Source organism: Parazoarcus sp. PS-13 R2A (genome assembly GCF_057621855.1).
Genome location: NZ_JBYEXN010000034.1, coordinates 1 through 17,548, shown reverse-complemented (window position 1 = coordinate 17,548; position 17,548 = coordinate 1). Strand labels below are relative to the sequence as shown.

Genomic DNA, 17,548 nt, shown 5'->3' with positions numbered 1-17,548 from the left:
CTGTGCGAAACAAACATGTTGCGGCGCACGCGGCTCGACATACGCCCTCGCCTCGCGTGTTAATATCCGCCTTTATCACAACCCTGCCGAGTCCGTTCCATGTTTTCTTCCCAAGATACCCTCGCCAAGGTCGATCCCGAGCTGTGGGCCGCCGTGCAGGCGGAAAACCGCCGCCAGGAAGACCACATCGAATTGATTGCCTCCGAGAACTACGTCTCATACCCGGTCATGGAAGCCCAGGGCTCCCAGCTGACCAACAAGTATGCTGAAGGTTATCCGGGCAAGCGTTACTACGGCGGTTGCGAGCACGTGGACGTGGCAGAGCAACTCGCCATCGAACGTGTAAAGAAACTCTTTGGTGCCGAAGCCGCCAACGTGCAGCCCAACTCGGGCTCGCAGGCAAACCAGGCCGTGCTGCTGGCCTTTGCCAAGCCGGGCGACACCATCATGGGCATGAGCCTGTCCGAAGGCGGCCACCTCACCCACGGCATGCCGCTGAACATGTCGGGCAAGTGGTTCAACGTCGTAGCCTACGGCCTGAACGAGAAGGAAGAAATCGACTACGACAAGATGGAAGCGCTGGCACGCGAGCACAAGCCACGCATCCTCATCGCCGGCGCCTCGGCCTACTCGCTGCGCATCGATTTTGAGCGCTTCGCCAAGGTTGCTAAAGAAATTGGCGCGATCTTCTGGGTCGACATGGCGCACTACGCCGGCCTCATCGCCGCGGGTTACTACCCGAACCCGGTGCCCCACGCCGACGTCGTCACCTCGACCACGCACAAGACGCTGCGGGGCCCGCGCGGCGGCATCATCCTGATGAAGGCCGAGCACGAAAAGGCGATCAACTCCGCCATCTTCCCCGGTCTGCAAGGCGGCCCGCTGATGCACGTCATCGCTGGCAAGGCAGTTGCCTTCAAGGAAGCGGCATCGCCCAAGTTCCGGAATTACCAGGAACAGGTGATTGCCAATGCCCGCGTAATGGCGCGCGTACTCGGCGAAGAGCGCGGACTGCGCATTGTCTCCGGCCGCACCGAGAGCCATGTCTTCCTCGTTGACCTGCGCTCGATGAAGATCACCGGAAAGGCCGCCGAAGCCGTGCTCGGCAGTGCGCACATCACGGTCAACAAGAACTCGATCCCGAATGACCCGGAGAAGCCCTTCGTGACCTCCGGCATCCGTATCGGCTCGCCGGCGATGACCACCCGTGGCTTCACCGAGATCGAGGCCGAGCAGATCGCCCACCTGATCGCAGACGTACTCGCAGCGCCGGAAGATGCTGCGGTGATCGATGGCGTGCGCAGCAAGGTGTCGGCGCTGTGTGCGAAGTTCCCGGTCTACGGCAAGTAAGCATTTGACGCACGAGCGGCCCGCTGCTGGTTTCAGCACGGGTCGCACGAGCGGACTGCCTGCGCCCACGCGATGAAATGCCCCTTCTGCGGTGACCCCAATACCCAGGTCACCGATACGCGCGAGAACGACGACGGCGACGTCGTGCGCCGCCGTAGACGCTGCATGCACTGCGACAAGCGCTTTACGACCTATGAGCGCATCGACCTCAAGATGCCGCACATCGTCAAACGCAACGGCAGCCGCACCGATTTCGATCACGCGAAACTCTCCGGCAGCATGAAGCTCTCGCTGCGCAAGCGCCCGGTCACCACCGAAGCGCTCGAGGCCGCAGTCGATCGAATCGAGGCACGCCTGCTGTCGATGGGCGAGAACGAAGTAGCGAGCGAAAAGATCGGCGAACTGGTGATGAAGGAGCTCAAGAAGCTCGACAAGGTCGCCTATATCCGCTTCGCATCGGTGTATCGCAACTTTGCCGACGTGGATGAGTTTTCCGAAGTGATTCGCGAAGTGCAGCCGCGCTCCAAGCGCGCGCGGGGCAGCGTAACACCTGCGGATCCCGAGAATGACCTTTTCGGCAGCTGACCACCAGGCAATGGCCCGGGCCCTCGCCCTGGCCGCCAATGGCCTTGAAAGCACGACCCCCAATCCTCGGGTAGGCTGCGTGATCATGCGTGATGGCATGACCGTTGGCGAAGGCTGGCACCGCCGTGCCGGCGAGCCTCACGCCGAAATCAACGCCCTGCAGCAGGCTGGTGATGCCGCCCGTGGTGCGACGGCCTACGTGACCCTTGAACCCTGCTCCCACTTCGGTCGCACCCCTCCGTGCGCCGACGCGCTGATCGCGGCCGGGGTGTCCCGCGTTGTGGCGGCAATGGAAGACCCGAATCCGCTGGTTGGCGGGCGCGGCATGGAACGACTGCGGGCCAGCGGCATACAGACCGCGCACGGACTGCTTGAGAACGAAGCCCGGGAACTCAACATCGGCTTCGTCTCGCGCATGACCCGCGGCCGCCCCTGGCTGCGCCTCAAGGCAGCCAGCAGCCTCGACGGCAAGACCGCGCTCAACAATGGCGTCAGCCAGTGGATCACCGGCGCGGCGGCCCGTGCCGACGGTCATCGCTGGCGCGCTCGCGCATGCGCGATCCTGACCGGAATCGGCACGGTCAAGGCAGATGACCCCCAGCTGACCGTGCGAGCCGTGCCCTGCGAACGCCAGCCCTTGCGGGTGCTGATCGACGCCCGGCTCGACGTCTCGCCCACAGCACGCATCCTGCAGGGCGACCCGATCGTGATTGCCACCGCCAGCGAAGACCGTGACAGGCACGCATCCCTGGCAGGCGCCGGGCACCACTTGCTGGTCCTGCCGAACGCGGGCGGCAAGGTCGACCTGCCTGCATTGATGAACGAGCTTGGCCGACTCGGCCTGAACGAAATCCACGCGGAAGCCGGCCTGAAACTCAATGGCTCGCTGCTGCGCGAAGGCTGCGTCGATGAACTCCTGCTCTATCTGGCGCCGATGCTGGTTGGCGACGCGGCGCAGGGCCTGTTCAATCTGGCTGAGCTGACCCGCCTGGATGAGGCGGTAAGCCTCGACATCCGCGATCTGCGCCAGATTGGCGACGATCTGCGCCTGATCGCACGCCCCCGTCGCTGATCGCGCCTAGCGCGCCCCGCACACCGCGCAACCGGGATCACGCCCGAGCGACACGCTGCGCCACTCCATTCCGAGGCCGTCCAGCAGCAGCAGACGACCATCGAGCGAGGTTCCGCAGCCAGCGATCAGCTTGAGCGCCTCGGCCGCCTGGGTGGAGCCGATAATGCCCACCAGCGGCGCAAACACGCCCATCACGGCACAGCGGACCTCTTCGAGCGATTCGCCTTCCGGGAACAGGCAGTGATAGCAGGCACTCTCGGCATTGCGCAGATCAAACACCGACACCTGACCGTCGAAGCGGATTGCCGCGCCCGACACCAGGGGCTTGCGATGCTTGACGCAGGCCCGATTGACGGCATGACGGGTCGCGAAGTTATCGCAACAATCGAGCACGACATCAGCCGCAGCAATCTGCGCGTCGAGCGCATCGCCCTCAAGGCGGAACGGCAGGATCTCGACTTGGGCAAGGGGGTTGAGGCGGTGCAGCGTATCGCGTCCGGACTCGACCTTGAGCCGCCCTACGCCCTCTGCGCTATGCAGGATCTGGCGCTGCAGGTTGGTCAGATCCACTGTATCGCCATCTGCAAGCACCAGCGTGCCGACACCGGCCGCGGCAAGATACATCGCAGCGGGCGACCCCAGGCCACCAGCCCCGATCACGAGGACACGCGCGCCGAGAATGGCCTCCTGACCTTCGACACCGATTTCCGGAAGCAGGATATGCCGGCTGTAGCGCAGTAGCTGATCGTCATTCATGGCAGAGCACACAAGAAAAAGGGCCACACATGGCAGCCCGCACGAGGGATTGGAAAACGCCCTTACTTGTACTCACGCAAGTCAGGGGGCGTTTCGTCGTGATCACCATGCGCATGGTGATCCCAGGCCTGGATGTAGACCTCGTTGGACTTCTTCAGCAGGCGTTCGGGTGAGACCAGGTTGTGACGCTGGGTTTCCTCACAGAAATAGACCAGCGCCCGCACGAGCTTCGAATACAGCGTGTTGTCCAGCGCGAAACCGGCCTCGCGCAACGCTTCTTCGAGTGACTCCAGGCTGTAGTCGAGGACTGAATAACGCACAACCAGCGCGTAATCCCCCTCTCCCACCTCGACGTCCAGCCCCTTCAGCATGCTCAGCGCCCGACGCGCCTGCTCAACCTGACCCGGCGGCAGCTTCTTGAAGCGCAACTCGCGGTGCTTCTCCATCCCCGACCCGGCAACGGGATGGTCGTGACGCCTGCCGGCAAGCTTGTAGGCGGTTTCACGTCGCATCACACCCCTCCCTGTCTCATGGATTATTTTTTATTCTGGACGATCTGGAGGCCCTTGAGAAGATTGATCGCCTGACCAAGCTGATAGTCGTCCTTGCCGGCCTGCTCGAAACGCGCAGCCTGAGCGGCCTCGTCCTCATCAGCACCCTGCGCATCCTGCGCCTCGCGCGCCTTGCGCTCGGCCTCCGGATCACGATCGTTGCCGAGATGACCGTCGAGGTCGGCTTCGCGAATCCGCTTGGCCGAGCCGTTGGTGGATTCTTCGACCACGATATCGGGCTCGATACCCTTGGCCTGGATCGATCGGCCACTCGGCGTGTAGTAACGCGCCGTGGTGAGCTTGATCGCCGTCGTATTGTTCAGCGGCAGGATGGTCTGCACCGAGCCCTTGCCAAAGCTCTGGGTTCCCATGATCACGGCACGCTTGTGGTCCTGCAGCGCACCCGCAACGATCTCCGACGCAGAGGCCGAGCCACCATTGACCAGCACCACCATGGGCACATCTCGCGCCCACTTCGGCAGCGCGCGCAGGAAGTCGTCCCGCGAACCGCGCAGGTAGTCGTCGCTCGATGCACGGAACTCGCGCTTGGCATCCTCTGTACGTCCGTCGGTCGACACCACCAGGGTATTGACCGGCAGGAAAGCCGCCGCCACACCGACCGCACCGTGCAGCAGGCCGCCCGGATCGTTGCGCAGATCGAGCACCAGCCCCTTGAGTTCGCCATCCTTGGCCAGCTTCTGCAGGTGCGTCACGACCGAGCTCGCGGTGTTCTCCTGGAACTGCGCGACGCGCAGGTAACCATAGCCGGGCTCGACGACCTTCGACTTGACGCTCTGGACCTTGATCACTTCACGCGTGAGGGTGACGATGACCGGCCTGACTTCGCCCTTGCGCATGATGGTCAGGGTGATGTCGGTCTTGGGCTTGCCGCGCATGCGCTTGACCGCATCGTTAAGGCTCATGCCCTTCACCGGCGTATCGTCGAGTTTGACGATCAGGTCCCCTGCCTTCACACCTGCGCGGAAGGCCGGTGTGTCCTCGATGGGCGACACCACCTTGACGAAGCCATCTTCCATCCCGACTTCGATGCCCAGGCCGCCAAACTCGCCCTGAGTCCCCACCTGCAGATCCTTGAACGCCTCTGCGTCGAGGTAGGCCGAATGCGGATCGAGCCCGCTCAGCATTCCGCTGATCGCATGCGTGACCAGCTTCTTGTCATCGACCGGCTCGACATAGCCCTGCTTGATGGCATTGAAGACATCGGCGAACGCACGCAGCTCCTCGACGGGAAGCGGCGCCAGCGCGGTCTTGTCGGCATTGGCGGAGAAGTTCAGGCTGATCATTACACCGGCGACGACGCCGGTCATTACGAGCCCGAATTGTTTCAACTTGCTGCTGGGCATGAGCACTCCATCGGGGAATATGCCAGCGCGACCCCTCGGCCGCGCCTGAATCTGAATCTAGTTAAGCCGCACCCACTGCAGGGGGTCGAGTGCCCGTCCCTGATGACGGACTTCGAAGTATAAACCCGATTCCGGGCCGCCTCCGCTCACCCCCACACTGGCAATCGCATCGCCGCCAGCCACCTTGTCACCGACGACTTTGAGCAATGCATCGTTGTTGCCATACACGGAAAGATAATCTCCACCGTGGTCAAGAATCAGCAGATTGCCGTAGCCACGCAACCAGTCGGAAAACACCACCTCGCCGGCCGCAACTGCGCGCACTTCGGCACCGCTGGCTGCACGGATGAAAACGCCCTTCCAGGTCGTTCCACCCTCAGCCCTTTGAGCACCGAAGCGTCCGATGAGTTCTCCACGAACAGGAAAACGCAGCTGACCACGCAGCTGTCCGAAGCTGACACCTGTCGGCGTGGGGCCGGCTGACTTGCGCACTTCGCCGACGACCGGCTCGGAATGACGTGAAGAGGACGCCGTCGGACGCGACGGACGCCGCTCGGATGAGGATGATGATGCGGCCTGTTGTTGCTCCGCCGCGGCCGCAGCGGCAGCCGCCCTGCGGGCCTCGGCCGCGCGCGCTGCGGCCTGACGCGCCGCCGCTTCACGGGCCCGTTGAGCCAGGGTTTCGATGAGGCGCGACAACCGCTGCTCGTCAGCCTTGAGCGCACTGACTTCCTTGCGCTGCGACGTAAGCTGGCTTGCAATCTCGGCAAGTGCTTCGCGACGCTTCTCATGCACCGCCTTGAGCGATGCCTGCTGCGCACGCTGCTCGGCTTCAAGCTGCGTCAGGCGATCGCGACGGGATGAAATCTCGACTGCACGCTCGGCCTTGTTACGCAGGTCGCTGCGCAAACCATCAATGAGTTCGAGGCGTGCGCGCCCCAGATACTCGAGATAGTGCGCGTCACGCGCGAGCTGATTGGGGTCGCGCGCCGACAGCAGCGGCGCAACGCCATCGGCAGCACCGAACATGTAGTGCCGCCGCAGCCATTCCGCGAGTTCTCCCTGGCGCGCACCGATGCGGGCCTCGACCTCGCGCTGCTCGGCCTCAAGCATCGCGAGCTTCTTCTCGGAGGAAGCGCGCTCTGCGGCCAGGCGACGGACATCGCGCTCCGCCTTCGACACGGCCCGCTCGGCTTCGGCAAGCGCCGTGGCCGCGCCCGAACGGGTGGCCTCGGTCTGAGCCATGTCCTTCTGCAGATCGCGGATCCGCTGCTTGAGGTCGTCCAGGTCGGAACGCTTCTCCTTGATCTCGACCGTCGCCTGCGCAAGCGCGCTCCCGGGCAGGAGCATGCCTGCCAGCATCAGCACCAGAACGCCCCGCAGGGCGGCACGACCACAAGCGTTTGTCACGAGAGAGGTTTCAGACCTTTGCCTTGCCCTGTCCGGCAACCGCAGCCTGAGCGGCGCGGATGGTGTCTTCGTCGGCAAGGTAGTAGCTCTTGACCGGCTTCAGATTGACGTCGAGCTCGTACACCAGCGGCTGCGCGGTGGGGATGTTGAGGCCGACGATATCTGCATCGGAGATGTTGTCGAGGTACTTGATCAGCGCACGCAGGCTGTTGCCGTGGGCGGCGACCAGGATGCGGCGGCCGGCGAGAATCTGCGGCACGATCACGGTTTCCCAGTAGGGCACGACACGGGCTACGGTGTCCTGCAGACATTCGGTACGGGGGAAACGCGCACGCGGCAGCGACGCATACCGGGGATCGTCGTAGTTCAGGCGCGCATCGCCCTCTTCCAGCGGTGCCGGCGGCGTATCGTAGGAGCGGCGCCATACCAGCACCTGCTCGTCGCCGTACTGGGCCGCGGTCTCGGCCTTGTTCAGCCCCTGCAGTGCGCCGTAGTGGCGCTCGTTCAGGCGCCATGAGTGCTCGACCGGCAGCCACAGCGAATCGAGCTCTTCGAGCACGATGTTGAGCGTCTTGTTCGCGCGCTTGAGCACGGAGGTGAATGCGAGATCGAAAGCGTATCCCTCATCCTTCAGCAACTGGCCCGCAACGCGTGCTTCTCCCACCCCTTGCTCGGTGAGATCGACATCGGTCCACCCGGTAAAGCGGTTTTCCTTGTTCCAGGTTGATTCACCATGTCGAAGCAGAACGATTTTGTACATAGAAAGTCGGTGTCCGGTAAGGGTTGAAAACTGCAATACAGATACACTGCTGGCACGACACAGAGATGGCGCGCTAGACAACAACGCGTTATTTTATACTATTGGTTTTGCCCATCCGGCCCTCAAGTGATTAATCAAGACATCTTCGAGCTGATCGACAAGCATGAACACATCGAAACGGCTGCCCGGGCGCTGAAAGCGATCGCGCACCCGTTGCGGCTCAAGATTCTGTGCATCCTCGGCAGCGAAGAGGTGTGCGTACAGGACATCGTCGAAGCCGTGGGCACTTCCCAGAGCAACATTTCGCAGCACCTCGCCATCCTGCGCGACAAGGGTGTCCTGCAAACCCGCAAGGACGCCAATCGCGTCTATTACCGCGTGGGCGACCAGCGCACGCTGCAGTTGATCGTGCTCATGCGCGAAGTCTTCTGTGGCGTCGCCCCCACGCAATCCAACAAGTAACAACTCCGGAGCAACGATTTCGTGGAATTCCTGCAACAAAACCTGGCCTGGGCCGCACTTGCAGCCGTCTCGGGCGGCTGGCTACTGTTCGACTTCGTTCGCAACCAGGGCAACAAGACCCTGGTCAGCCCGACCGAAGCCACGATGCTGATCAACCGCGAAGACGCCATCGTCGTGGACGTTCGCGATCAGGGCGAGTACGGCAAGGGTCATATCCCCAATGCACGTCACCTTCCCATGGCGGAAATTGCCCGTCGTGCATCCGAACTCGACAAGTTCAAGAGCCGTCCGATCATCCTGTGCTGCGCCACCGGCGCTCGCTCGGGCTCGGCGCTGGCGACGCTGAAAAAGGCCGGCTTCGAAAAACTGTACAACCTGCGCGGCGGCCTCATCGAATGGGAAAAGGCCGGGCAGCCCGTGAGCAAGAAGAGGAAGTGAGCATGCAGCCCGAAGTCCGCATCTATACGAGCAGCTATTGCCCCTTCTGCGCCCGCGCCGAACAGTTGCTGCTCGCACGCGGCGTGACCGACATGATCAAGTTCAACGTGGATGGCGACCCTGCCAAACGTGCCGAGATGATGCAGATCACCGGGCGACGCACGGTTCCGCAAATCTTCATTGGCGACTACCATGTCGGCGGCTGTGACGATCTCTACGCGCTGGATCAGGCGGGATCGCTGGTATCCATGCTCGACGGCAGCACAAGCTGACCCATTAAATTCCAACCGAATCAGGCAACTTACATGACCGAAAACGCGCAACCCGTCTTCTCCATCGAAAAAGTCTACGTCAAGGACCTCTCCCTCGAGGTGCCCAACGCACCGCAGATCTTCCTTGAGCGCGACACGCCCCAGATCAACGTTCAACTTCGCACCGATGGCAATGCAGTCGACGAAGGGCTGTACGAAGTCGTTCTGACCGTGACCGTTGCAGCAAAGATCGGTGAAGACCGTTCGGTATTCCTGGTCGAGGTTGCACAGGCCGGCGTATTCCAGATCCGCAACATCCCGGAAGGCGATCTCGAGCCCGTCATGATGATCGGCTGCCCGAACATCCTCTTCCCGTACGCACGCGAAGCCGTCTCTGACGCGGTCACCCGTGCAGGTTTCCAGCCCGTGCTGCTGGCACCGGTCAACTTCGAAGCACTGTACCAGTCCCGTCAGCAGCAACAGGCTCCGGCTGGCGAAGTGCCGGTTCAGTAAGTCGTCGCAAATGCGCTCCCGTCCCCTCAAACTCGCGCTCGCCCTTGCCCTGACGCTGGCGAGCACCGCCAGCCTCGCCATCGAATTCCGTTCGGTTGCAGCACCGTCGATTCTGTACGACACGCCGTCGGACAAGGGCAGGAAACTCGCGATCATCCTCGCCGGCACGCCGGTCGAAATGGTCGTGTCGCTCGACAAGTGGGTCAAGGTGCGCGATCCGGCGGGAGGTCTGTCGTGGATAGATCGCCGCGCGCTTGCCGACAAACGGACCGTCATCGTGAATGTGGCGCAGACATCCGTTCGTCAGCAAGCCAATGACACAGCCCCCGCGGCCTTCATCACCGTCAAGGATGCAGTCCTTGAACTCACCGAAGCCCCTGTGGCCGGCTGGATCAAGGTGCGCCATGCGGACGGCGCCAGCGGATACCTCCGTGTAAACGAAGTCTGGGGGCTTTGAATCAGATGCAAATTTCGGTATTCGGCGCCGGTGCCTGGGGAACGGCACTCGCGCAAGCCTTTGCAGATACCCATCAGGTCACCCTGTGGGCCCGCGACGCTGCCCATATCGAAGCCCTGCGCGCGGACCGCGAAAACCGCCGCTATCTGCCCGGACTCCCGCTTCATCCGGAATTGCAGCTAACGAGCGATTTCGACGCAGCGGCACGCAGTGCGGACCTGCATCTGGTCGTCACCCCGTTGTCAGGCCTGCGCAGCACCACGCGCGCCCTGCACCGCCTCAAGCCCGACACGCCGCTGATCTGGGCATGCAAGGGACTGGAAGCGGGCAGCGCCAGGCTCCCGCACGAAATCGTATTCGAAGAGCTCGGGGCCGATGCACCCTGCGGCGTGCTGACCGGTCCAAGCTTCGCCGCCGAGGTCGCACGCGGACTGCCTGCAGCAGTCACCATCGCCTCTGCCGACCCGGAATTTGCCAGCCACTGGGTGAATTGCCTTCATCAACCACTGCTGCGCCTTTACGCCAACACCGACGTCATTGGCTGCGAGATCGGCGGCGCAATCAAGAACGTGATGGCCATTGCTTCCGGTGTGTCCGACGGCATGGGTTTCGGCCTGAATGCACGGGCAGCCCTGATTACCCGCGGCCTCGCAGAGATCGCACGCCTCGCCGAAGCGCTTGGTGGCAAACCGGAAACCCTGATGGGGCTGGCCGGCATGGGCGACCTCATTCTCACATGTACCGGCGACCTCTCACGCAATCGCCGGGTTGGCCTTGCGCTGGCCGAAGGCAAGACGCTGGATGACATTCTGCGCGATCTGGGCCACGTCGCAGAAGGCGTGTCCACCGCGCGCGAAGTGACGGCCATGGCAGAACGCGTCGGCGTTGACATGCCGATCTGCTCGGCCGTAAATGCCCTCCTGCACGAGGGCCATGTGGCGCGCGAAGTGGTCGAACAACTCCTCGCCCGCGATCCAAAGCACGAATAGGACCGGCAACGGCGGGCACCTGGTGCGCGCCGTGCGCTGCAGCGCTCAGACGGCTCCCTCGAAGCCGAGCTGGCGCCACCCTTCGTAGACCACCACCGCCACCGCGTTCGACAGGTTGATGCTCCGGTTTGCCGGACGCATCGGAACTCGCAGGCGCTGCCCGGCCGGCACGGAATGCAGCACCTGCTCAGGCAGGCCGCGACTTTCCGGCCCGAACACAAGCACATCTCCCGGCGCATACCCGATGTGATCGTGCCGCACCGTTCCGCGTGTGCTCAGCGCAAAGATCCGCCGCCCGGCAAAGGTCGCCATGCATGAATCCCAGTCCGGATGAACCGTAACATGCGCGAGATCGTGGTAATCCAGCCCCGCACGCGCAAGCTGCTTGTCGCTCAGATCGAAGCCCAGCGGCTCGACCAGATGCAACCTGGCGCCCGTGTTTGCGGTGAGGCGGATGATATTGCCCGTATTCGGAGGGATCTCGGGCTCGAACAGGACGATGTCGAACATTGCTCAGTCAGCAGTGGCAAAGCGCGCACTCTAGCTCAGAGCGGTGCCGGTGTGCGGGCGACCACCAGATTTTCGACCCGTACCGCGCCACAGGCCTTGAGGCATCTCGCGACCTCATCCAGCGATGCGCCGGTGGTCATGACGTCATCGACCACCACCACGGCCTGCCCGTCGAGGCGCAGGGAGCACTCGAAGGCCCCCCGCATGTTGGCGGCCCTTTCGGCACGGCCGAGACTCGCCTGAGCCGGCGTGTTGCGCACTCGCGCCAGACCGGCGAGGGCCATCGGCAACCCTGTGGCGCCAGCCAACGGGCGCGCGATCTCTACCGCCTGATTGAAGCCGCGTTCGGCAAGACGCATGGGATGCAGTGGCATCGGCACGATCAGATCAACCTCCCGGGGCAGCCCGAGTGCGTCGGCAAAGTAGCCCGCCAGCGCGAGCTTGTGCCGGTACTTCAGCGCCTGCACCAGCACATCGAGGGGAAACACATAGTCGAAGGCCACACGCGTGGCGTCGAACGCGGGAGGCGTGCGCAGGCAATGACCGCACACCTCGCCCTCCGTCGTCGGCAGCGCACACACCGGACACGACGCCGCGCGATGAAACGGCAGCCCCGCATGGCACTCGGGGCACACGGGCTGCCCGTCCGAACGCGCACCGCACAGGTAACAATCCTGCGGCATCACCACATCAAGTACATGGTTGAGAAGTTGCTGCAGACTTCGATGGGTATTTGACAAGTTTTCGCGCCGTGAACGAAGATGCCGGGTTACCGGATTACAGCGTGGACCAAGAGGCATGACAAGTACATCAACCATCCAGTTCGCCCGAAAGCCTGCTCCAGCCCTGCCCTCTGACGCGAGATGGAGCGTTGCCGAGGTGCAGGCGCTGTTCGACATGCCGTTCATGGACCTCATGTACCGTGCGCAACAGGTCCACCGCGAACACTTTACCGCGGGACAGGTTCAGCGTTCCACCCTGCTGTCGATCAAGACCGGCGGCTGCTCCGAGGACTGTGGATACTGTTCGCAGTCCGCCCGCTACGACACCGGCCTCGAACGCGAACGCCTGATGCCGGTCGAGGAAGTGCTCGAACATGCCCGCGCCGCTAAAGCCAAGGGCTCCTCGCGTTTCTGCATGGGTGCAGCCTGGCGCGGCCCCAAGGACAAGGACCTTGTCCCGGTACTGGAAATGGTGCGCGAGGTGAAAAAGCTCGGACTCGAAACCTGCGTCACCCTGGGCATGCTCGGCGAGGGCCAGGCAGCGCAACTCGCGGAGGCCGGGCTCGACTACTACAACCACAACGTGGATACCGCACCCGAGTTCTACGCCGAAGTCATCACCACCCACACGCTTCAGGACCGCCTCGACACCCTCGACAAGGTACGCGGCGCGGGCATCAACGTCTGCTCCGGCGGCATCATCGGCCTCGGAGAGACACAAACCGGTCGCGCGGGACTGATTGCCCAGCTGGCAAACATGAATCCGCCGCCGGAGTCGGTCCCCATCAACAATCTCGTGCAGATTCCGGGCACCCCGCTGGCCGATGGCAGCAAGCTCGACCCCTTCGAGTTCGTCCGCACTGTCGCCGCCGCGCGCATCACCATGCCCACCAGCTTCGTACGCCTGTCCGCTGGCCGCCAGGAAATGAACGACGAGCTTCAGGCCCTGTGCTTCATGGCTGGAGCCAACTCGATCTTCTACGGCGAACGCCTGCTGACCACCGACAACCCCGGCGCCGATCACGACGAACAGCTCTTCGTTCGCCTCGGTCTGCAGGCGATCTGAAGCACCAGTGGCGCAGGATCAAGACTTCCAGCTCGACCATCGACTGCTCAGGCAGCGCTTCGACCGCGCGGCTGCACGCTATGACAGCGCCGACGTTCTCGCACGCGAGATCGCCCGACGCATGGACGAGCGCCTCGACTACATCCGGATCTCGCCCAAACGCGTCGTCGACCTTGGCTGCGGCACCGGCAGCGACCTACTGAAACTTGCTGCGCGATTCCCCGAAGCCGCGCTCATCGGTCTCGACTTCTCGCTCCCGATGCTCGAGCAATGCCGCCGCCGCACCACGCCGCAAAGCGGCACGGCGCGGCGCCTGCTGGGGCGCCTGATCGGCTCTTCACCGCATGGCACGCCGGTGGTCGCGGCAGACGCGAACGCCCTTCCACTGCCGCGCGCGAGCGTCTCGCTGGCGTGGTCCAACCTGATGCTGCCGGGGCTGCACGACCCCCTGCCTGCGCTGCAGGAAGCGCACCGGGTTCTTGAAGTGGGTGGCCTGCTGATGTTCTCCAGTCTCGGCCCCGACACGCTGCGCGAGCTGCGCGAAGCGCTGCCCGATCAGGCCGGCGAAAGGGTGCACCGCTTCATCGACATGCATGACATCGGTGACGTGCTGGTCAAGGCCGGTTTTTCGGACCCGGTCATGGACATGGAGATGCTGACCCTGACCTACAACGATGTCGACGGCCTGCTCAGCGATCTGCGCGCCAGCGGCGGAAACAACGCTGCCAGCTCACGCCCGCGAGGCCTCAGCGGCCGCGACGGCTGGGCGGCTGCACGGGCGCACTACGAAAAACTCCGTACCGAAGGTCGCCTGCCGGCCACCTTCGAGGTCATCCAGGGGCACGCATGGAAAGCCCCTGCAAAAACCACCGAGGACGGCAGGGCTGTGATCCAGTTCCGTCCGCGGCAGACCGACAGTTCGTCGAGCTGATCACCAAGGACGATGCTCTGATGACCTCCGCCCCAGTCTGGCTGTTCGACCTCGACAACACGCTGCACAATGCCAGCCCGCACATCTTCCCGCACATCAACCGCAGCATGACGGCCTATCTCGAGCGCCACCTCGCGCTGAGTGCGGACGAGGCCAACGCACTGCGAACCCGTTACTGGCATCAGTACGGTGCAACGCTGCTCGGGCTCATGCGCCATCACGCGACCGACCCTCACCACTTCCTGAGCGAGACCCACAGCTTCGATCGCCTGCACAAAATGATGGTGTTCGACCGCGCCCTGAAAGGCATGCTGAAGAAACTGCCGGGGCGGAAAATCGTGTTCTCGAACGCCCCGCGCAGATATGCCGAGAACGTGCTCGGCATCATGGGCATCCGCAACATATTCGACGACGTGGTCGCCATCGAATCACTGAACATGCAGCCCAAGCCGGGCATGGCTGCGTACCGGCAGATCATCCGCCGTTACCGCCTCGACCCCCGTCGCTGCATCATGGTCGAAGACACCGCGGCCAATCTGCGTACCGCGCGCCAGCTGGGCATGCGCACCGTCCTCGTGGGTGGCGGCAGCCGTCACCCCGCCTATGTTGACGTGAAGATCCGTTCCATCCTCAAACTGAGACGTGCTGCGGGCAGCCTGCTCGGCTGAACCCGCAAACAGAGGCGATCAGTCGCCGGCGCGCAGCCAGCGTGCAGCGTCGAGCGCGAAGTAGGTCAGGATGCCGTCGGCACCCGCGCGCTTGAAGGCCACCAGCGCCTCCATTGCACACGCCTTCTCATCCAGCCAGCCGTTGGCCGCAGCGGCCTTGAGCATGGCGTATTCGCCACTCACCTGATACACGTAGGTCGGCACCTGCAGTTCGGTCTTCACCCGACGCACGATATCGAGATAAGGCATGCCTGGCTTGACCATGTACATGTCCGCACCCTCGGCGATATCGAGTGCAACCTCGCGGATGGCCTCATCGCTGTTCGCGGGATCCATCTGGTACGTGTACTTGTTGCCCTTGCCGAGGTTGCCGGCCGAGCCCACTGCGTCCCGGAAAGGACCGTAGAAACTGGATGCGTACTTCGCCGAATAGGCAAGGATACGGGTGTAGATACGCTGATCTTCATCGAGCTTTGCCCGAATGCGCGCCACCCGACCATCCATCATGTCGGATGGTGCAACGACGTCGGCCCCGGCCTGGGCATGGCACAGCGCCTGCTTTGCGAGCGCTTCGAGCGTCTCGTCGTTGAGGACATAGCCCCGCGGATCCGCCGGGTCGATCAGTCCGTCCTGGCCGTGACTGGTGTAGGGGTCGAGCGCGACGTCGGTGATCACGCCAAGATCCGGGAAGTTCGCCTTCAGCGCCTGCACTACCCGCGGCACCAGGCCGTCCGGGTTCCAGGCTTCTTCGGCGCCCTCGCTCTTCTTGTCGGCGCCAACCACCGGGAACAGTGCCAGCGCCGGCACGCCCAGGCTCTGTGCCTCCTCGGCCAGTCGCAGCAGACCGTCGAGCGACACCCGCGAAACACCGGGCATCGACGATACCGGTTCGACCACAGCTTCGCCCTCGAGGACAAACACCGGATAAATGAGGTCGTTTGCTGTCAGCACATTCTCGCGCATCAGACGACGCGAGAAGTCGTCACGCCGCATGCGCCGCATGCGGGTGGATGGAAAGTTCGGATTGGCTTGCATTTCGAGTCCGTCAGAAGTCATGAAAAAGCGATCGACGCAATCGATCGGACTAAACACATACGGTAACGTTTTCGGCCGGGAACTTCACGCCTGGGGGACCATCTCACACCGCAGATGGTGATGAACCATCTCCCGCTTCACCTCCCTGAGCGGGGCCTCGACCCTATCGAGGCTTTTCACCCCCGGCCTCCCCCTTAGCCGGGGGTTTTTGTTTTTGTACCCGCCACTTCACCCGCGGGCAGCGCAGCGTCCGGCGCCAGCTCGTTCATCCCGAGCCAGCCGGTGACGATGCGTTCGCACTCCTCGACACCGGTTTTCTTCAGACTGGAGAAGAGCTGCGCGGTTACTTGCGGGCCATAGGCCGCGAGCTCCTTGCGCACCGCGATCAGGGTCGCATTGGCCGGTCCGCGCGAGAGCTTGTCGCTCTTCGTCAGCAGCACATGGATGGGCCTGCCCGACGGCGCGAACCAGCCGATCATCTGGCGGTCGAGCTCGGTCATCGGACGGCGCGAATCCATCATCAGCACCAGTCCGATCAGGTTCTCGCGCTCTTTCAGATACGTTTCGATCAGCCCGCCCCATTCGCGGCGGATCTTCTCGGGAACTGCGGCATAACCATAGCCCGGCAGGTCGACCAGACAGGCGCCGCAATTGAGACGGAAAAAGTTGAGCAGCTGCGTCCGCCCGGGCGTCTTGGAGACGTAGGCCAGACGAACATGACCCGCTAGCGTGTTGATCGCACTCGATTTGCCAGCGTTGGAGCGGCCGGCAAAAGCGATCTCCGAACCGTTGGGCGGGGGAAGCCCCGAGGGCTTGGCGATCGAAATTTCGAATTGTGCGTTGCGGAAGATGGGCATCGAAGAAGGGCTCAAAGGCCGTTGGGCTGGGTAAAAACCCTCTTCGCGTCGCGCAACGAGGGTTTCGTGATATAGAATACCGCGTTTTAGGGCATTCACTCACGGCTTTCCGAGGACATCATGATCAAGCGTTCCCTGCTGCTCTCGCTGCTGCTGGTCGCAGGCAGCCTCCAAGCTCAGGATCAGGCACCCGACCTGGCCAAGGCAAAACAGACCGCTGAGACGATCTGTGCAGGCTGTCACATGGCGGACGGCAACAGCCAGCTTCCGGCAAACCCGAAGCTCGCTGGCCAGCACTCCGAGTACCTGTTCAAGCAACTGCAAGAATTCAAGAGCTGGGACGGAAAGCCGCCTGCGCGTGAAAACGCAGTGATGGGCGCCATGGTCGCCGGTCTCGACGTGGCCGACATGAAAGCACTGGCGGAGTACTTCTCCTCACAGACGCTGCAGCCCGAAGCCGCCAAGAACCTCGACACCCTCAACGCCGGTCAGCACATCTGGCGTGCAGGCATCGCATCCAAGGGCGTTCCCGCCTGTGCAGCCTGTCATGGCCCTGCCGGTGCCGGCCTGCCTGCCCAGTACCCTGCGCTCGCGGGTCAGTTTGCCGACTACACTGAAGCCCAGCTGAAGAACTTCCGTGACGGCGCCCGTGCAAACGACCCCAACTCGATGATGCGCATGATCGCGTTGAAGATGACCGACAAGGAGATGAAGGCTGTGGCCGACTACGCAGCCGGCCTGCGCTAAGCCCAGTTCGCACGAACAGGAAAGGGTGGCTGCGGCCACCCTTTTTTTGTTCCT

General features: G+C 63.2%; 22 protein-coding genes. 13 read left to right on the top strand and 9 right to left on the bottom strand.

Annotated features, from left to right (window positions below; all coding sequences use genetic code 11):
- Nucleotides 1–99: 99 nt before the first annotated feature.
- The 3 genes from glyA to ribD all read left to right on the top strand — a co-directional run bounded on the left by glyA (nt 100) and on the right by ribD (nt 3,007).
- Complete coding sequence (gene glyA, locus AC22G6_RS20840) at nt 100–1,350, top strand: serine hydroxymethyltransferase (RefSeq protein ID WP_487368369.1); 1,251 nt, start codon at nt 100–102, stop codon at nt 1,348–1,350.
- Nucleotides 1,351–1,422: 72 nt separating this feature from the next.
- On the top strand, nt 1,423–1,935 hold the full coding sequence (gene nrdR, locus AC22G6_RS20835) for a transcriptional regulator NrdR (RefSeq protein ID WP_487368368.1): 513 nt from the start codon (nt 1,423–1,425) through the stop codon (nt 1,933–1,935).
- Nucleotides 1,916–3,007 carry a bifunctional diaminohydroxyphosphoribosylaminopyrimidine deaminase/5-amino-6-(5-phosphoribosylamino)uracil reductase RibD gene (gene ribD / locus AC22G6_RS20830; RefSeq protein WP_487368367.1) on the top strand — a complete coding sequence of 364 codons (1,092 nt, stop codon included), beginning with the start codon at nt 1,916–1,918 and terminating at the stop codon, nt 3,005–3,007. Before nrdR ends, ribD begins: the two co-directional genes overlap by 20 nt.
- A gap of 6 nt (nt 3,008–3,013) precedes the next feature.
- Here the strand turns inward: ribD and AC22G6_RS20825 are convergent, their stop codons facing one another.
- From AC22G6_RS20825 to gpmA, 5 genes are all read right to left on the bottom strand, one after another.
- Nucleotides 3,014–3,763, bottom strand: coding sequence for a HesA/MoeB/ThiF family protein (locus tag AC22G6_RS20825; protein ID WP_108951066.1), 750 nt, complete (start codon nt 3,761–3,763; stop codon nt 3,014–3,016).
- A 62-nt stretch (nt 3,764–3,825) separates the two neighbouring features.
- Nucleotides 3,826–4,275 (bottom strand): hypothetical protein, encoded by a 450-nt coding sequence (locus AC22G6_RS20820; RefSeq protein ID WP_487368366.1) that lies wholly within the window; start codon nt 4,273–4,275, stop codon nt 3,826–3,828.
- 23 nt (nt 4,276–4,298) lie between these two features.
- Nucleotides 4,299–5,678, bottom strand: coding sequence for a S41 family peptidase (locus tag AC22G6_RS20815; RefSeq protein WP_487368365.1), 1,380 nt, complete (start codon nt 5,676–5,678; stop codon nt 4,299–4,301).
- A gap of 57 nt (nt 5,679–5,735) precedes the next feature.
- Nucleotides 5,736–7,088, bottom strand: coding sequence for a murein hydrolase activator EnvC family protein (locus AC22G6_RS20810; protein WP_487368364.1), 1,353 nt, complete (start codon nt 7,086–7,088; stop codon nt 5,736–5,738).
- Nucleotides 7,089–7,098: 10 nt separating this feature from the next.
- On the bottom strand, nt 7,099–7,848 hold the full coding sequence (gpmA, locus tag AC22G6_RS20805) for a 2,3-diphosphoglycerate-dependent phosphoglycerate mutase (protein ID WP_108951063.1): 750 nt from the start codon (nt 7,846–7,848) through the stop codon (nt 7,099–7,101).
- Between the two features lie 126 nt (nt 7,849–7,974).
- Here gpmA and AC22G6_RS20800 point away from each other — a divergent pair, with 126 nt between their 5' ends.
- From AC22G6_RS20800 to AC22G6_RS20775, 6 genes are read left to right on the top strand one after another with little or no spacing between them, the layout of a single operon-like run.
- On the top strand, nt 7,975–8,310 hold the full coding sequence (locus tag AC22G6_RS20800; protein ID WP_108951062.1) for an ArsR/SmtB family transcription factor: 336 nt from the start codon (nt 7,975–7,977) through the stop codon (nt 8,308–8,310).
- A 21-nt stretch (nt 8,311–8,331) separates the two neighbouring features.
- Nucleotides 8,332–8,748, top strand: a complete 417-nt coding sequence (locus AC22G6_RS20795) for a rhodanese-like domain-containing protein (RefSeq protein WP_487368363.1) — start codon at nt 8,332–8,334, stop codon at nt 8,746–8,748.
- A 2-nt stretch (nt 8,749–8,750) separates the two neighbouring features.
- Nucleotides 8,751–9,020 carry a glutaredoxin 3 gene (gene grxC, locus AC22G6_RS20790; RefSeq protein ID WP_487368362.1) on the top strand — a complete coding sequence of 90 codons (270 nt, stop codon included), beginning with the start codon at nt 8,751–8,753 and terminating at the stop codon, nt 9,018–9,020.
- A 33-nt stretch (nt 9,021–9,053) separates the two neighbouring features.
- Nucleotides 9,054–9,512 (top strand): protein-export chaperone SecB, encoded by a 459-nt coding sequence (secB, locus tag AC22G6_RS20785; RefSeq protein WP_108951059.1) that lies wholly within the window; start codon nt 9,054–9,056, stop codon nt 9,510–9,512.
- A 10-nt stretch (nt 9,513–9,522) separates the two neighbouring features.
- Nucleotides 9,523–9,969 carry an SH3 domain-containing protein gene (locus tag AC22G6_RS20780; protein WP_108973461.1) on the top strand — a complete coding sequence of 149 codons (447 nt, stop codon included), beginning with the start codon at nt 9,523–9,525 and terminating at the stop codon, nt 9,967–9,969.
- Between the two features lie 5 nt (nt 9,970–9,974).
- Nucleotides 9,975–10,958 (top strand): NAD(P)H-dependent glycerol-3-phosphate dehydrogenase, encoded by a 984-nt coding sequence (locus AC22G6_RS20775; RefSeq protein ID WP_487368361.1) that lies wholly within the window; start codon nt 9,975–9,977, stop codon nt 10,956–10,958.
- 45 nt (nt 10,959–11,003) lie between these two features.
- Here AC22G6_RS20775 and AC22G6_RS20770 read toward each other — a convergent pair whose 3' ends face one another.
- Together AC22G6_RS20770 and AC22G6_RS20765 are read right to left on the bottom strand one after the other, a co-directional pair.
- Nucleotides 11,004–11,468 carry a tRNA (cytidine(34)-2'-O)-methyltransferase gene (locus AC22G6_RS20770; RefSeq protein ID WP_487368360.1) on the bottom strand — a complete coding sequence of 155 codons (465 nt, stop codon included), beginning with the start codon at nt 11,466–11,468 and terminating at the stop codon, nt 11,004–11,006.
- A 35-nt stretch (nt 11,469–11,503) separates the two neighbouring features.
- Nucleotides 11,504–12,208: a ComF family protein gene (locus AC22G6_RS20765; RefSeq protein WP_487368359.1), complete on the bottom strand. Its 705-nt coding sequence runs from the start codon at nt 12,206–12,208 to the stop codon at nt 11,504–11,506.
- Between the two features lie 58 nt (nt 12,209–12,266).
- Between AC22G6_RS20765 and bioB the strand changes: the two genes are divergently transcribed.
- The 3 genes from bioB to AC22G6_RS20750 are packed head-to-tail and all read left to right on the top strand — an operon-like array spanning nt 12,267 to nt 14,855.
- Entirely contained in the window at nt 12,267–13,256 is a 990-nt protein-coding gene (gene bioB / locus AC22G6_RS20760; RefSeq protein WP_487368358.1) for a biotin synthase BioB, read from the top strand.
- A gap of 7 nt (nt 13,257–13,263) precedes the next feature.
- Complete coding sequence (locus tag AC22G6_RS20755) at nt 13,264–14,187, top strand: methyltransferase domain-containing protein (RefSeq protein ID WP_487368357.1); 924 nt, start codon at nt 13,264–13,266, stop codon at nt 14,185–14,187.
- 20 nt (nt 14,188–14,207) lie between these two features.
- Entirely contained in the window at nt 14,208–14,855 is a 648-nt protein-coding gene (locus tag AC22G6_RS20750; RefSeq protein ID WP_108951052.1) for a pyrimidine 5'-nucleotidase, read from the top strand.
- An 18-nt stretch (nt 14,856–14,873) separates the two neighbouring features.
- On the opposite strand, the gene hemB is transcribed toward AC22G6_RS20750, so the two are convergent.
- The gene (gene hemB, locus AC22G6_RS20745) at nt 14,874–15,890 is read right to left on the bottom strand and encodes a porphobilinogen synthase (protein WP_487368356.1); all 1,017 of its coding nucleotides are present in this window, start codon (nt 15,888–15,890) and stop codon (nt 14,874–14,876) included.
- Between the two features lie 194 nt (nt 15,891–16,084).
- Entirely contained in the window at nt 16,085–16,747 is a 663-nt protein-coding gene (gene yihA / locus AC22G6_RS20740; RefSeq protein ID WP_487368355.1) for a ribosome biogenesis GTP-binding protein YihA/YsxC, read from the bottom strand.
- 120 nt (nt 16,748–16,867) lie between these two features.
- On the opposite strand from yihA, the gene AC22G6_RS20735 reads away from it, so the two are divergent.
- The gene (locus AC22G6_RS20735; RefSeq protein WP_108951050.1) at nt 16,868–17,494 is read left to right on the top strand and encodes a c-type cytochrome; all 627 of its coding nucleotides are present in this window, start codon (nt 16,868–16,870) and stop codon (nt 17,492–17,494) included.
- The last annotated feature ends 54 nt before the right edge of the window (nt 17,495–17,548 follow it).

Bases quoted from the DNA above. Each gene is read 5' to 3' on its own strand.
- glyA (WP_487368369.1), top strand. From the start codon at position 100: ATGTTTTCTTCCCAAGATACCCTCGCCAAGGTCGATCCCGAGCTGTGG.
- nrdR (WP_487368368.1), top strand. From the start codon at position 1,423: ATGAAATGCCCCTTCTGCGGTGACCCCAATACCCAGGTCACCGATACG.
- ribD (WP_487368367.1), top strand. From the start codon at position 1,916: ATGACCTTTTCGGCAGCTGACCACCAGGCAATGGCCCGGGCCCTCGCC.
- AC22G6_RS20825 (WP_108951066.1), bottom strand. From the start codon at position 3,763: ATGAATGACGATCAGCTACTGCGCTACAGCCGGCATATCCTGCTTCCG.
- AC22G6_RS20820 (WP_487368366.1), bottom strand. From the start codon at position 4,275: ATGCGACGTGAAACCGCCTACAAGCTTGCCGGCAGGCGTCACGACCAT.
- AC22G6_RS20815 (WP_487368365.1), bottom strand. From the start codon at position 5,678: ATGCCCAGCAGCAAGTTGAAACAATTCGGGCTCGTAATGACCGGCGTC.
- gpmA (WP_108951063.1), bottom strand. From the start codon at position 7,848: ATGTACAAAATCGTTCTGCTTCGACATGGTGAATCAACCTGGAACAAG.
- grxC (WP_487368362.1), top strand. From the start codon at position 8,751: ATGCAGCCCGAAGTCCGCATCTATACGAGCAGCTATTGCCCCTTCTGC.
- secB (WP_108951059.1), top strand. From the start codon at position 9,054: ATGACCGAAAACGCGCAACCCGTCTTCTCCATCGAAAAAGTCTACGTC.
- AC22G6_RS20780 (WP_108973461.1), top strand. From the start codon at position 9,523: ATGCGCTCCCGTCCCCTCAAACTCGCGCTCGCCCTTGCCCTGACGCTG.
- AC22G6_RS20775 (WP_487368361.1), top strand. From the start codon at position 9,975: ATGCAAATTTCGGTATTCGGCGCCGGTGCCTGGGGAACGGCACTCGCG.
- AC22G6_RS20770 (WP_487368360.1), bottom strand. From the start codon at position 11,468: ATGTTCGACATCGTCCTGTTCGAGCCCGAGATCCCTCCGAATACGGGC.
- bioB (WP_487368358.1), top strand. From the start codon at position 12,267: ATGACAAGTACATCAACCATCCAGTTCGCCCGAAAGCCTGCTCCAGCC.
- AC22G6_RS20750 (WP_108951052.1), top strand. From the start codon at position 14,208: ATGACCTCCGCCCCAGTCTGGCTGTTCGACCTCGACAACACGCTGCAC.
- hemB (WP_487368356.1), bottom strand. From the start codon at position 15,890: ATGCAAGCCAATCCGAACTTTCCATCCACCCGCATGCGGCGCATGCGG.
- yihA (WP_487368355.1), bottom strand. From the start codon at position 16,747: ATGCCCATCTTCCGCAACGCACAATTCGAAATTTCGATCGCCAAGCCC.
- AC22G6_RS20735 (WP_108951050.1), top strand. From the start codon at position 16,868: ATGATCAAGCGTTCCCTGCTGCTCTCGCTGCTGCTGGTCGCAGGCAGC.